This window comes from Paraburkholderia sp. J63, assembly GCF_905220245.1.
Classification (GTDB): Bacteria; Pseudomonadota; Gammaproteobacteria; order Burkholderiales; family Burkholderiaceae; genus Paraburkholderia.
In genome coordinates, this window is sequence record NZ_CAJMZF010000002.1 from 188,024 (window position 1) to 201,457 (window position 13,434).

The 13,434-nt window shown below is 68.1% G+C and carries 10 protein-coding genes; 6 read left to right on the forward strand and 4 right to left on the reverse strand.

Annotated elements, in window-relative coordinates; genetic code table 11:
• The first annotated feature begins 37 nt into the window (after positions 1-37).
• The 4 genes from U5775_RS03180 to U5775_RS03195 are packed head-to-tail and all read left to right on the forward strand — an operon-like array spanning position 38 to position 5,327.
• Complete coding sequence (locus U5775_RS03180; RefSeq protein WP_322056667.1) at positions 38-553, forward strand: NAD(P)H-dependent oxidoreductase subunit E; 516 nt, start codon at positions 38-40, stop codon at positions 551-553.
• Complete coding sequence (locus tag U5775_RS03185; RefSeq protein ID WP_322056668.1) at positions 550-2,115, forward strand: formate dehydrogenase beta subunit; 1,566 nt, start codon at positions 550-552, stop codon at positions 2,113-2,115. Before U5775_RS03180 ends, U5775_RS03185 begins: the two co-directional genes overlap by 4 nt.
• Before the next feature lie 16 nt (positions 2,116-2,131).
• Positions 2,132-5,068, forward strand: a complete 2,937-nt coding sequence (gene fdhF, locus U5775_RS03190; protein WP_322056669.1) for a formate dehydrogenase subunit alpha — start codon at positions 2,132-2,134, stop codon at positions 5,066-5,068.
• A 16-nt stretch (positions 5,069-5,084) separates the two neighbouring features.
• Positions 5,085-5,327 (forward strand): formate dehydrogenase subunit delta, encoded by a 243-nt coding sequence (locus U5775_RS03195; protein WP_322056670.1) that lies wholly within the window; start codon positions 5,085-5,087, stop codon positions 5,325-5,327.
• A gap of 91 nt (positions 5,328-5,418) precedes the next feature.
• Here the strand turns inward: U5775_RS03195 and U5775_RS03200 are convergent, their stop codons facing one another.
• The 3 genes from U5775_RS03200 to U5775_RS03210 form a co-directional block, all read right to left on the reverse strand.
• Positions 5,419-7,227 (reverse strand): FAD-dependent monooxygenase, encoded by a 1,809-nt coding sequence (locus U5775_RS03200; protein WP_322056671.1) that lies wholly within the window; start codon positions 7,225-7,227, stop codon positions 5,419-5,421.
• Between the two features lie 99 nt (positions 7,228-7,326).
• A complete protein-coding gene (locus U5775_RS03205; RefSeq protein WP_322056672.1) occupies positions 7,327-8,400 on the reverse strand; it encodes a cation diffusion facilitator family transporter in 1,074 nt (357 codons plus the stop codon).
• The gene (locus tag U5775_RS03210; protein ID WP_322056673.1) at positions 8,400-8,753 is read right to left on the reverse strand and encodes a metalloregulator ArsR/SmtB family transcription factor; all 354 of its coding nucleotides are present in this window, start codon (positions 8,751-8,753) and stop codon (positions 8,400-8,402) included. The genes U5775_RS03205 and U5775_RS03210 overlap by 1 nt, the downstream gene beginning before the upstream one ends.
• A 128-nt stretch (positions 8,754-8,881) precedes the next feature.
• On the opposite strand from U5775_RS03210, the gene U5775_RS03215 reads away from it, so the two are divergent.
• Complete coding sequence (locus U5775_RS03215) at positions 8,882-10,825, forward strand: tetratricopeptide repeat protein (protein WP_322056674.1); 1,944 nt, start codon at positions 8,882-8,884, stop codon at positions 10,823-10,825.
• A 142-nt stretch (positions 10,826-10,967) separates the two neighbouring features.
• Here U5775_RS03215 and U5775_RS03220 read toward each other — a convergent pair whose 3' ends face one another.
• Positions 10,968-12,272 carry an MFS transporter gene (locus tag U5775_RS03220; RefSeq protein WP_322056675.1) on the reverse strand — a complete coding sequence of 435 codons (1,305 nt, stop codon included), beginning with the start codon at positions 12,270-12,272 and terminating at the stop codon, positions 10,968-10,970.
• Positions 12,273-12,626: 354 nt separating this feature from the next.
• On the opposite strand from U5775_RS03220, the gene U5775_RS03225 reads away from it, so the two are divergent.
• The gene (locus U5775_RS03225) at positions 12,627-13,172 is read left to right on the forward strand and encodes a GNAT family N-acetyltransferase (protein WP_322056879.1); all 546 of its coding nucleotides are present in this window, start codon (positions 12,627-12,629) and stop codon (positions 13,170-13,172) included.
• Positions 13,173-13,434 lie beyond the last annotated feature (262 nt).

Below are 13,434 nucleotides of genomic sequence, written 5' to 3' on the forward strand. Positions count from 1 at the left end.
ATAGCAAGCGCATATATGCCTCCGCAGGAGCTCTACCGTGGATGAGACAACCACCAGCGCGCCGGAAGACCTCGTAAGGCGCCACGCCCAGCCGGGCCGCACGCTGCTCGCGATCCTGCACGCGATCCAGGACGAAACCGGCTTCGTGCCGCCCGCCGCGGTCGCCCCGCTCGCGAAGGCGCTGAATCTCTCGCGCGCCGAGGTGCACGGCGTCGTCACTTACTACCATCATTTCCGTACCGCGCCGCCCGCGCCCGTCGTCGTGCAGCTATGCCGCGCCGAGGCGTGCCGCAGCATGGGCAGCGAGGCGCTCGCGCAGCACGCCGAGGCGCACACCGGCTGCCGCTTCAAGCAGCACGGCCACGCCAGCGAACATGGACACGAGCATGCGGGCGAAGTCGAGCTCGAATCGGTCTATTGCCTCGGCCAGTGCGCGCTGTCGCCGGCCATGATGATCAACGGCACGCTGCACGCCCGCGTGACCCCGCAAAAGTTCGACGCGTTGCTCGCCAAAGCCGTGGCCGCCGTCGCCCGCACCGAGGAGGCCGTATGACGCGCATTTATGTTCCTCGCGATTCGTCGGCGCTCGCGCTAGGCGCCGATGAGATCACCGCCGCCATCGAGCGCGAAGCCGCCGCGCGCGGCGCGTCCATCGAACTCGTGCGCAACGGCTCGCGCGGGCTGCTCTATCTCGAACCGCTCGTCGAGGTCGAAACGCCCGATGGGCGCGTCGGCTATGCGAACGTCGAAGAAGCCGACGTGACGAGTCTCTTCGACGCGGGCTTCCTGCAAGGCGCGCAGCACGCGCGCTCGGTCGGCCTCGTCGAGCAGATTCCATATCTGCGCAAGCAGCAGCGTCTCACGTTCGCGCGCATCGGCATCACGGACCCGCTCTCGACCGACGATTACGTTGCGCATGGCGGGCTCGAAGGCCTGCGCCGCGCGCTGACGATGACGAGCGCCGCGGCCTGCGAATCGCTGATCGAATCGGGTCTGCGCGGACGCGGCGGCGCGGCCTTCCCCGCCGGCATCAAGTGGCGCACCGTCGCCCAGGCCCACGCGGATCAGAAGTACATCGTCTGCAATGCCGACGAAGGCGACTCGGGCACCTTCTCCGACCGCCTCGTGATGGAAAGCGACCCCTACGTGCTGATCGAAGGCATGACGATCGCCGGGATCACGGTGGGCGCCACGGTCGGCCACATCTACGTGCGCAGCGAGTATCCGCATTCGATTGCCGCGCTCGAAGAAGCCATCCGCCGCGCGCGCGTCCAGGGCTGGCTCGGCGACGACGTGCTCGGCAGCGGCAAGCGCTTCGATCTGTTCGTGGCCAAGGGCGCTGGCGCCTATGTCTGCGGCGAGGAAACCGCGCTGCTCGAATCGCTCGAAGGCAAGCGCGGCATCGTGCGCGCGAAGCCGCCGCTGCCCGCGCTCGCCGGTCTCTACGGCAAGCCCACGGTCATCAACAACGTCATCACGCTCGCGACGGTGCCGATCATCTTCGCGAAGGGCGCGGCGTACTACAAGGACTTCGGCATGGGCCGCTCGCGCGGCACCCTGCCGTTCCAGCTCGCGGGCAACATCGCGCGCGGCGGGCTCGTCGAGCTTGCGTTCGGCGTGACGCTGCGCGAGCTGATGGTCGACTACGGCGGCGGCACCGCGAGCGGCCGTCCGGCGCGCGCCGTGCAGGTGGGCGGCCCGCTCGGCACCTATCTGCCCGAGAGCCAGTGGGACATTCCCATGGACTACGAAGCGTATGCAGCCGTGGGCGCCGTGGTGGGTCACGGCGGGCTCGTCGTCCACGACGACACCGCGAACCTCGCCGATCTCGCCCAGTACGCGATGGAATTCTGCACGCTCGAATCGTGCGGCAAGTGCACGCCATGCCGCATCGGCTCGACGCGCGGCGTCGAGGTGATCGCGAAGATCCGCAAGGGCGACACCTCCGAAAAGCAGGTCACGCTGCTGCGCGATCTGTGCGAGACGATGGTGTCCGGATCGCTCTGCGCGATGGGCGGCATGACGCCTTATCCGGTGATCTCCGCACTGAACTTTTTCCCCGAAGATTTCGGTCTTGAACCTGTCCAGCCAGCCGCCAGCGCGGCGGCCGCCTGAACGAGGAGCCCCCACCATGTCCGACACGCTCATGCCTCAAGCCGGCGGTTGCGGCTCCGGCAACTGCGCCTGCAAATCGGCGGCGATGAAGCAGCGCTCGCCCTTCGACGACACCGATTTCGGCACGCCGCTCGTCCACGCCGACGTCGACGTCACGCTCGAAATCGACGGTCAGTCCGTCACGGTGCCCGCGGGCACTTCCGTGATGCGCGCGGCCGTGGAAGCGGGCGTCAACGTGCCCAAGCTCTGCGCGACCGATTCGCTCGAACCGTTCGGGTCGTGCCGCCTGTGTCTCGTCGAGATCGAAGGCCGGCGCGGCTATCCCGCTTCGTGCACGACGCCCGTCGAGGCCGGCATGAAGGTGCGCACGCAAAGCAATCAGTTGCAGAAGCTGCGCCGCAACGTGATGGAGCTCTACATCTCCGATCACCCGCTCGACTGCCTCACCTGCCCCGCCAACGGCGACTGCGAGCTGCAGGACATGGCGGGCGTGACGGGCCTGCGCGAAGTGCGCTACGGCTTCGACGGCGCGAACCACCTCAAGGACAAGAAGGACGAATCGAATCCGTACTTCACCTACGACGCGTCGAAGTGCATCGTCTGCAATCGCTGCGTGCGCGCCTGCGAGGAAACCCAGGGCACCTTCGCGCTGACCATCGCCGGACGCGGCTTCGAATCGCGCGTGGCGGCCGGTGCGAGCGAGCCGTTCATGGACTCGGAGTGCGTCTCGTGCGGCGCCTGCGTGGCCGCGTGCCCGACCGCGACGCTGCAGGAAAAGAGCGTCGTGATGCTGGGCCAGGCCGAGCACTCGGTCGTGACGACCTGCGCGTATTGCGGCGTGGGCTGCTCGTTCAAGGCCGAGATGAAGGGCAACGAGGTCGTGCGCATGGTGCCGCACAAGAACGGCCAGGCCAATGAAGGCCACGCCTGCGTGAAGGGCCGCTTCGCATGGGGCTACGCCACGCACAAGGACCGCATCAAGAAGCCGATGATTCGCGCGAAGATCACCGATCCGTGGCGCGAAGTAAGCTGGGACGAAGCGATCAAGTACGCGGCCAGTGAATTCCGCCGCATCCAGGACAAGTACGGGCGCGATTCGATCGGCGGCATCACGTCGTCGCGCTGCACGAACGAAGAAACCTATCTCGTGCAGAAGCTCGTGCGCGCCGCGTTCGGCAACAACAACGTCGACACCTGCGCGCGCGTGTGCCACTCGCCCACGGGCTATGGCCTGAAGACCACGCTCGGCGAATCGGCGGGCACGCAGACCTTCGCCTCGGTCGATCACTCCGATGTGATCATGGTGATCGGCGCGAACCCCACCGACGGCCACCCGGTGTTCGGCTCGCGCCTGAAGCGCCGCGTGCGCGAGGGCGCGAAGCTGATCGTCGTGGACCCGCGCCGCATCGATATCGTCGACACGGCCCACGTGAAGGCCGAGCATCACCTGCAACTGCGCCCGGGCACCAACGTCGCGATGATCAACTCGCTCGCGCACGTGATCGTCACCGAAGGGCTCGTGAACGAGGCGTTCGTGGCCGAGCGCTGCGAAACGCGTGCGTTCGAGCAGTGGCGCGATTTCGTCGCGCTGCCGGAGAATTCGCCCGAAGCCATGGCCGAACTGACCGGCGTGCCCGCCGAGCAGGTGCGCGCCGCCGCGCGCCTCTACGCGCAGCAAGGCAACTCGGCGATCTATTACGGCCTTGGCGTGACGGAACATGCGCAAGGCTCGACCATGGTGATGGGCATCGCCAATCTCGCGATGGCCACGGGCAACATCGGCCGCGAAGGCGTGGGCGTGAATCCGCTGCGCGGCCAGAACAACGTGCAGGGTTCGTGCGACATGGGCTCGTTCCCGCACGAGCTGCCGGGCTACCGTCACGTGAGCGACGCCGTCGTGCGCAGCGAGTTCGAGAGCGCCTGGAACGTCGCGCTGCAAAGCGAGCCGGGCCTGCGCATTCCGAACATGTTCGACGCGGCCATGGACGGCACCTTCATGGGCCTCTACTGCCAGGGCGAGGACATCGTCCAGTCGGACCCGAACACCCAGCACGTGGCGGCGGCGCTCTCGTCGATGGAATGCATCGTCGTGCAGGACATCTTCCTGAACGAGACCGCGAAGTACGCGCACGTGCTGCTGCCGGGCTCGTCGTTCCTCGAAAAGGACGGCACCTTCACCAACGCGGAGCGCCGCATCTCGCGCGTGCGCAAGGTGATGCCGCCGATCGCCGGCTACTCGGACTGGGAAGTGACGATCCTGCTCTCTCGCGCGCTCGGCTACGAGATGGACTACACGCATCCGTCGCAGATCATGGACGAGATCGCGCGCCTCACGCCGACCTTCCACGGCGTCTCGTACAAGAAGCTCGACGAGATGGGCAGCATCCAGTGGCCGTGCAACGACGAGGCGCCCGAAGGCACGCCGATCATGCACATCGACGAGTTCGTGCGCGGCAAGGGCAAGTTCGTGATCACGAAGTTCATCGCCTCGCCGGAAAAGGTCACGCGGCGCTTCCCGCTGCTGCTCACGACGGGCCGCATTCTCTCGCAGTACAACGTGGGCGCGCAGACGCGCCGCACCGAGAACTCGCGCTGGCACGAAGAGGACCGGCTGGAGATTCATCCGGTCGATGCCGAGGACCGCGGCATTCGCGACGGCGACTGGGTGGGCATCGAATCGCGTGCGGGACACACGGTGCTGCGCGCGAAGGTCAGCACGCGCATGCAGCCGGGCGTGGTCTACACGACGTTCCACTTCCCCGAATCGGGCGCGAACGTGATCACCACCGACGCCTCGGACTGGGCCACGAACTGCCCCGAGTACAAGGTGACCGCCGTGCAGGTGAACCATGTGCAGCAACCGTCGGACTGGCAGCGCGAGTACTCGCGTTTCAATGCGACGCAGCTCGAGTTGCTGCGCCAGCGCGAATCGCTGACGACTTCAGGGAAATGAGCGGGGAAACAACGCGATGAAAGCAGACAACCTGATCGAGATGGCGAACCAGATCGGCATGTTCTTCGACTCGTTGCCCGATCGAGACGAAGCGCTCACGGGCATTGCCGAGCACATCCGCAAGTTCTGGGAGCCGCGCATGCGCCGCACGCTGCTGAGCGCGCTCGACGGTGACGCCGAGGAAGCGGGCTTCACGGAGATCGTGCTCGCCGCGCTCACGAAGTATCGCGACTCGCTCGCGCCCGCGGCGACGGCTTGAGGCGGGCGTTGCGGGAGGCAGGCGTGGCGCGTGCTGCGCGCTCTCGCCCGGCCTCTCGCGCTTGCTGCGTTGCCTGCGGCCCGAGGCTGTTCTACTGTGCCGCGGGCCGCGGCGCGGGCGCCGGCGCAAACCACGTCTCGCAATGGCGCACGAGGCCGTGCAGGTCCGATCCTGTGCGGCCACGCGCGCAGATGTAGCCGTCGGGCCGCACGAGATAGAACGCGGGCCGCGTGCGCCCGTAGGCGTCGCCGAGCGACGGCGCGCCCTCGCCCGCCAATGGCGCCTCGCCGTCCGGCAAGTCCGCCACCCACCAGACACGCACCGACTGCGGCAATACCCGTTCGACGGCTTCGACAAAGGGCTTGAGCGCTTCGAGCCGGCCTGCGGCGCCGTTCGGCGCAGCATTCGATGTGGTGTTCGGCGCAACGGTGGCCTCGCCAGGCGCGCCCGCCGTATCGGCCACGCCTCGCGTGCTCGCGCCATTTGCCGCGCTTCCCGGCTGCCCATGCTCCGCGGCATCCGCGGCGCGCGCCGCTTCGCCATCCACCAGCAGGAACAGCGAGAAGCTCGCCGGATCGTGCAGATCGAAGATGCGGCCTTTTCCCGGCGCCTTGCCGAGCGGCCCGTCGACCACGCGCACGAGCGCGTCGGGCGCCCGTTCGCCGGCGCGCGGGCCGCCGTCGAGCACCCGCTCGAGCGTGAGCGGGCTGCGTCGGTACTGGATCGAGAGCTCGCTCAGCGCCTCGCGCGCCGCGTCGCGCAACGGGCCGAGCGCGACGAGCACCGGCATCACGCGCTCGCGCAATAGCTTGAGCGGTCCGTGATCGGCCTCGACGAGCTGCGTCATGAAGCTCGTCTGCCGCAGCACGATGCGCTCGATCGGATAGCGCTCGGCGTGGTAGGTATCGAGCAGCCGGTCGGGTGCGCCGCCCAGCGCGCGGGCCAGCTTCCAGCCCAGATTGAAGGCCTCCTGGATGCCCGTATTCATGCCCTGCGCGCCCGCGGGGCTGTGCACGTGCGCGGCATCCCCGGCGAGAAAGACGCGGTCCTGGCGCAAGAAGCGCACGATGCGGCTGTTCACGTGGAAGTACGAGGCCCAGCTCATGTCGGCGACCGAGACCGGATGATGCACGCGGCGCTCGACGATCGAGCGGCATTCTTCGAGCGTCGGCACCGGCAGCGCGCCCTCGGGCGCGGCGGCCAGCATCGCCTTGTGATCGGCGATCAGGCGAAAACGGCCACGTCCGTATGGAAAGATCGCGGCCAACCCGTCGCCCGAGGCGAACACGTGGAACTCGTCCTCGGGCCAGGGCGTGGTCGCGGCGACGTCGGCGAGCAGAAACGACTGCTGCAGCGTCTCGCCCTCGAACTTCATGCCCAGATGATGGCGCACCGTGCTGTGCGCACCGTCGGCGGCGATCAGCCAGTCGCAGCGCAGTGCCTCGGTGCGTCCGCTCGCCAGCCGCAAATCGGCGCTCACGCCCGCGGAGCCCTGATTGAATTCGACCAGCTCGACGCCGCGCTCGACTTCCACGCCGAGCGTCGCGAGCTGCGTGGCGAGAATGCGCTCGGTCTCGGTCTGATCGATGAACAGCAGGTACGGATAGCGCGTGAATAGCGGATCGAAATCGAGGCGCGCGCGGCGCTGGCCGTTCGAATAGAGATTGGCGACGTGCGCGCGATGACCGCGCTCGAGAAAGGGCTCGACGATGCGATGCTGCTCGAACAGTTCGAGCGTGCGCGCCTGAATGCCGATGGCGCGCGAATGACGCCCGGGCTCTCGCGCGCGATCGATCAGGCGGACCGGAATGCGCGCACGGGCAAGACTCAGGGCGGCAGCGAGACCGGTCGGTCCCGCGCCGACGATGAGCACGGACGGCTGGGAAGAAGCCACGGTCATGCAGACCTCCATGCGATCGACATGCCTCGTAGTGTACGCCCGCTCCAGGCCTCGCCGAACGCCCCGATAGCGCTTATGGGGACGCTTGCGCGCGGGCGCTCAAGGGTGAATGTGTCGCGCGCCATCGAGCGCGCAACGATGCGCGCTCGTGCCCATATCGACCTGCAGCGTCACGTGCGTGATGCGAAAGCGCACGCCGAGCGCGCCCACGATGGCGTCGAGCGCGGCGTCGCCGGGATGGCCCGCGGGCATCACGAGATGCGCGGACAGCGCGTTGCCCGTGGTCGAGAGCGCCCAGATATGGAGGTCGTGCACGTCGATCACGCCTTGCTGCTGCGCAAGAAAAACGCGGATGCGCTCGATGTCGACGCCTTCGGGCACCGCCGCGAGCGCGAGCCGCACCGACTCGCGCAACAGCCCCCATGTGCCGCGCACGATCACGAGCACGACCACGATGCTCATGGCCGGATCGACCCAGCTCCAGCCCGTCGCGAGAATCACGAGGCCGCTCACGGCGACCGCGGCCGAAACGCCGGCGTCGGCGGCCATGTGCAGGAAGGCGCCGCGGATGTTGAGATCGTCCTTCTGGCCGCGCACGAAGAGCCACGCGGAGAAGCCGTTGATCAGCATGCCGAGCGTGGCGACGACGAACACGTCGAGGCCCGCCACAGGCGCGGGATAGATCAGACGTCCGATCGACTCGGCGAGGATAGCGCCGCAGGCGACGAGCAGCAGCGCCGCGTTCGCGAGCGACGCAAGAATCGACGAGCTGCCGAAACCGAACGTGTAGCGCGCCGAGGGCCGGCGCGTGGCGAGCCACGCGGCGCCCCAGGCGAGCAGCAGGCCGAGGACATCGGAGAGGTTGTGGCCGGCGTCGGCGAGCAGCGCGGTCGAATGCGCGATCACGCCGTACACGGTCTGCGCGATCACGATGACGATGTTCAGCGCGACGGCCAGCGCGAACGCGCGGCCGTGGCCCGCCGACGGGGCATGGTGGTGATGGTGGTGGCCGTGGGCGCCATGGGCGTGCCCATGGTCGTGCTCATGTTCCTGCTCGTGCCCATGCGGGTGATCGTGAGCAGGGTCATGCGCACCGGAATGATCGTGACCATGAGCACCATCCCCATGATGCGGCGCGGCCCCCTCGCCTGCGCGCTCGGGATCGGCGCGCATCACGCGAGCTCCTGCCACGTGGACACCGGCTCGGCCACGTGCTCCAGCATGCCCGCGAGCATCGCGCTGATATGCGCATCGGCGGCCGCATAAAACACCTGCTTGCCCTCCCGTTCCGCGCGTACGACACGCGCGGCGCGCAACAGTCGCAGATGATGGCTCACGAGCGAGGGTGACAGCCCGAGCGCATCGGCAATCGCGCCTACGGCGCGGCGGCTCTGCACGCAGGCCAGCACGATGCGCAGGCGCGTGGGGTCGCCCAGCAGGCGGAACAGATCGGCGAGCGGCACGATGCGCTCGTCCTCGGCATAGGACAGCATGTGGATACCCAAAACATATGAACAGTTGTTCATATGTTAGTTGCACCATCGCAACAGGTCAAGCCGCGCCAGCAGGACACACACGAGAGGTTCGGGGGGGACACATCCGAGTGTGGGAAAATGCCGCCTTCGCTTCTCCCAAGTATTTGCCCCCTCTGGTTATGGAACAGGTTTTTGTCCGCGCGTACGCCGCACATCGCGACGGCCGGCTGGACGACGCCGAGCGCGACTATTGCGCGACGCTCGCCGCCGATCCCGTGCACGTCGATGCGCTGCACATGCTCGGCGTGCTGCGGCATCAGCGGGGCCAGCATGCCGAAGCCGCGGACCTGGTGCGCCGGGCGGTCGATCTGCGCCCCGACGACGCCGCGCTCCAGTTGAACCTCGGCAACGCGCTCAAGGCGCTCGGCCATCTCGAGGGCGCGATCGAGCGCTTTCGCAATGCGCTCACGCTCGCGCCCACGTTCCCGCTCGCGCACTACAACCTCGGCAACGCCTACGCGGCGATCGGCCGCCACGAGGACGCGATGTACGCGTTCGGCCACGCGGTGCGCCTGCAGCCCGGCGACGCCTCGTCGCACAACAACCTCGGCAACGCCCTGCACGCGCTCGGCCGCCACGCCGAAGCCGCCGAGGCCTTTCGCCGCGCGCTCAAGATCCGCCCGGGCCACGCGGGCGCGCACAACAACCTCGGCATGGCGCTGAACGCGCTCGGCGACAGCGCGGGCGCCGTCGAGCATTTCCAGAAGGCGCTGCGCTTTCAGCCGCGCTTCGTCGCCGCGCATTTCAACCTCGCGAACACGCTCGACGCCACCGGCTATCACGCCCACGCCGTCGCGGGCTTCGAAGCCGCGCTCGCGCTGCAGCCGCAATTCCCGCCCGCGCTGTTCGGGCTCGGCAATGCGCTCGCGGCGCTCGGGCGGCACGAAGAGGCGCTCGGCCATTACGAACGCGCCATCGGCCTCGACCCGAAATTCGCGCTCGCGTGGCTCGCGCTCGGCACGGCGCAGCACGCGCTCGGCCGCCACGCCGCCGCGCTGCGCGCCTTCGACGAAGCCGTGCGCGTGCGGCCCGACCTCGCCGCCGCGCACCTGAACCGCGCGCTCGTCCTGCTCACGCTGGGCGACTTCCGGCGCGGCCTGCCCGCCTACGAGTGGCGGCTCGACCCGGCCGCGCGCGAAAACGCCTGCGGCGCCGCGGGCATCGCCCATGCCCTCCGTGCCGCCGATGTCACGATGGCCGCCGCGCCGTCCGCGCAAATCCCGGCCAACCTCGCCGCCGTGCCGCGCTGGCGCGGCGAGCCGCTCGCCGGCCGCACGCTGCTGATCCATGCCGAGCAGGGTTTCGGCGACACGCTCCAGTTCGTGCGTTTCGTGCCGAACGTCGTGGCGCTCGCCCACAGCGGCGCACGCATCGTGCTCGAAGTGCAGGCGCCGCTCGTGCCGCTCATCGCTCCGGCCGCCCATGTCGCGCGTATCACGCTGATCGAGCAGGGCGCGCCGCGCCCCGCCGTCGACCTGCACTGCCCGCTGCTGTCGCTGCCGCTGGCGCTCGGTACGACCTTCGACACCGTGCCCGCGCCCATGCCCTATCTCGCGGCGCCGGCCGCCTATCTGCGCAAGTGGCGCGGCTCGCTGGGCGGCCAGGCAAAGCGTAAGATCGGCCTCGCCTGGTCGGGCCGTATCCAGAAGCACGAAAACCGCTCGCTGCCGCTCGCCGCGCTCGAGCCGCTGTTCGCGCTCGAAGGCATCGACTGGATCGTGCTTCAGCCGCACCTGAGCGAAGCGGAGCACGCGGCGCTCGATGCGCATCCGCGCGCGCGCACGATTCATCGGCTGGACGGCAAGCTCGAGGATTTCGCGGATACCGCCGCCGTCATCGAGCGTCTCGACGCCGTGGTTTCCATCGACACCTCCATCGCCCACCTCGCGGGCGCGCTGGGCGCGAAGCTCTGGCTGATGCTGCCGTTCGCCGCCGACTGGCGCTGGTTCGCCGACACCGACACGAGCCCCTGGTATCCGCGCGCGCGCCTCGTGCGCCAGGCACGGCCCGGCGCGTGGGACGAGGTGGTCGCGCGCGTCGCCGCCGCGCTGCGCGAAGGCTGATCGCAGATGACTGATGGCGGGTGCACAGTGCGCCCGTTTGCATTGATTCACGCACCTCGGCGCGCTTTCGCAAAAAGCGTCGGCGCCATGAAAAAACCCGCTTGCGCGGGTTTTTTCTTTTCCTGGCCTGGCGGCGCCCGCGTCAGACCGTCTTGTACTGATTGCGCGCTTCGGCCGAACGATAGAGCACGATCGTCGCGATCAGCCCGCAGATGCCCGCGATGCCCATCCACGCGCCCGGCGCCGCCTTGTTGCCGCTCATGTGAATCAGCCAGGTCGAGATGGCTGGCGTGAAGCCGCCGATCGTCGTCGCGAGGCTATAGGCGAGCGAGAAGCCGGCCGTCCGCACCTCGACGGGCATGACTTCGGTCAAGGCCACGACCATTGCACCGTTGTAGCAGCCGTACAGGAACGAAAGCCAGAGCTCGACCATGAGCAGGCGGCCGAACGACGGCTCGGCAACGAGCCACTGCACGGCCGGATACGCGGTCAGAATCGTGAGGATCGTGAAGACGAGCAGCACCGGGCGGCGGCCGATACGGTCGGAGACCGCGCCGGACACGGGCAGCCAGAGCAGATTCGACAAGCCGATGCAGACCGTCACGACGAACGTGTCGATTTCGCTGAGCTTGAGCACTTCCTTGCCGAAGGTCGGCGTGTAGGCCGTGATCATGTAGAACGACACGGTCGTCATGATCACCATGCCCATGCCGCCGAGCACGATGCCCCAGTTCTGCACCATCGAGACCAGGATTTCGCTCACCGACGGACGATGCTTCTTGTGCGCGAACTCCTCGGTTTCCTGCAGCGAGCGGCGGATGAGGAACAGGAACGGCACGATGCAGCAGCCGATGATGAAGGGCACGCGCCAGCCCCAGGAAGTCATGTCCTCGACCGGCAAGATGCGATGCAGCAGCACGCCGAGCAGCGCCGCGAACACCACGGCCACCTGCTGGCTGCCCGACTGCCACGACACGTAGAAGCCCTTGTTGCCCTTGGTCGCGATCTCCGAGAGATAGACCGAGACGCCGCCGAGCTCCGCGCCGGCCGAAAAGCCCTGCAACAGGCGCCCACATAGCACGATCGCCGGCGCGAGCACGCCGATCGTCGCGTAGCCGGGCACGAGCGCGACGGACAGCGTGCCGAGTGCCATCAGGCCGAGCGTGAGGATCAGCCCCTTGCGCCGGCCGTGGTGATCGATATACGCGCCGAGGATGATCGCGCCCAGTGGCCGCACGAGAAAGCCGGCGCCGAACACAGACAGCGACAGCATCAGCGAAGCAAACGCGTTGTTGCTCGGGAAATAGGTCCGGGCGATCGCCGAGGCGTAATAGCCGTAGACCATGAAATCGTACATTTCCAGAAAGTTGCCGCTGACGACGCGGAAAACGGTCCGGACTTTCGATTCGCTGGATGCGCTGGAGGAAGCATGGGACGCGGTAGACATGACATTCCCTGATGATCGTCGCCAGATGACGTGCTGACGATGCCTGCAAACGCCCGCTCTGGCAGTGGAGCAAGAGCCCACCGCAATCGGTGCCACGCGCGGGGCGCGCCTGGCGGGCGCCCCGCGTACCTCGTACGATGCGCCCTTGCGGCTGGACAGCCACCTGACACTCTACTCCCGAGCGCACTGCGACATGACCATCGCGGTGCGATTGTCGATTGTTTTTTTGCTCGCTTTTCGCCGGCGCGAAAACTGACGCCGAGCCGCACCCGCCCGTCTATCGGGCACAATAATGCGATGACGCGGCCGGCTTCGTTCGTTTCGCGTCGCTCGCCCCAATGCCCGATGCCCCGCATGCCCACCGCCGCCTCCCTGACGCTGCGCCCGGCCACGACCGCCGACGCCCCCCTGCTCGCCGCCATGCACGCCGCCAGCTGGCAGGCGACGTATCGCGACCTGCTGCCGGCCGCCTTCCTCGAGCGGGAAGTCGACGCGGAACGCGCTGCCTACTGGCGCGCGCGTATGGAAGCGCCGGGCGGTGAGCGCCGCCTCGTGCTGATCGCCGAGCTAGGGACGCAACCGGAAAGCCGCACGCCGGTCGGGTTCGTCTGCGCCGAGCGTCAGCCCGGATCCCGCTGGGGCGCGCTGCTCGACAACCTGCACGCGCTCCCGGCGCACCAGGGCATCGGCGTGGGCAAGCGGCTCATGGAGGCTGCCCAGACATGGGCACGCGCGCAAGGCGAAGCACAGCTCTATCTCTACGTGCTCGACGGCAATGCGGCCGCCATTGCGTTCTATGAGCGGCAAGGCTGGCAATACTCGGGCGCGGAGCCCGACCACATGGGCGGCATCGACATCACCGCACTGCGCTACGTCTTCCGGCTCGACGACGCGAAATAACGAGACAGCGGACCCGCATTGCCGCATGCGACCTCGCAGCCCGATCGCCCGCTGCCGCGCGACGGGCGCGCACCCTCGCGCGCGTGCCATCCACTCCCCTTTTCGTCTGATTTTCAGATGTTTCTGATGGATTGTCGCCAGTCCAGCCAGCATCATTCGAATCCAAACGATTGACCCGTGCAAGGCACTACCGCGCTGGCAAGCCGCGCGTCTTTCGGGCTCCCACCGTGTTCCGGTGCCCCACTACGCCAAGGCAGCGAGA

Coding starts and splice junctions, on each gene's coding strand:
- U5775_RS03185 (WP_322056668.1), top strand. CDS start 550: ATGACGCGCATTTATGTTCCTCGCGATTCGTCGGCGCTCGCGCTAGGC.
- fdhF (WP_322056669.1), top strand. CDS start 2,132: ATGTCCGACACGCTCATGCCTCAAGCCGGCGGTTGCGGCTCCGGCAAC.
- U5775_RS03195 (WP_322056670.1), top strand. CDS start 5,085: ATGAAAGCAGACAACCTGATCGAGATGGCGAACCAGATCGGCATGTTC.
- U5775_RS03200 (WP_322056671.1), bottom strand. CDS start 7,227: ATGACCGTGGCTTCTTCCCAGCCGTCCGTGCTCATCGTCGGCGCGGGA.
- U5775_RS03205 (WP_322056672.1), bottom strand. CDS start 8,400: ATGCGCGCCGATCCCGAGCGCGCAGGCGAGGGGGCCGCGCCGCATCAT.
- U5775_RS03210 (WP_322056673.1), bottom strand. CDS start 8,753: ATGAACAACTGTTCATATGTTTTGGGTATCCACATGCTGTCCTATGCC.
- U5775_RS03215 (WP_322056674.1), top strand. CDS start 8,882: ATGGAACAGGTTTTTGTCCGCGCGTACGCCGCACATCGCGACGGCCGG.
- U5775_RS03220 (WP_322056675.1), bottom strand. CDS start 12,272: ATGTCTACCGCGTCCCATGCTTCCTCCAGCGCATCCAGCGAATCGAAA.
- U5775_RS03225 (WP_322056879.1), top strand. CDS start 12,627: ATGCCCACCGCCGCCTCCCTGACGCTGCGCCCGGCCACGACCGCCGAC.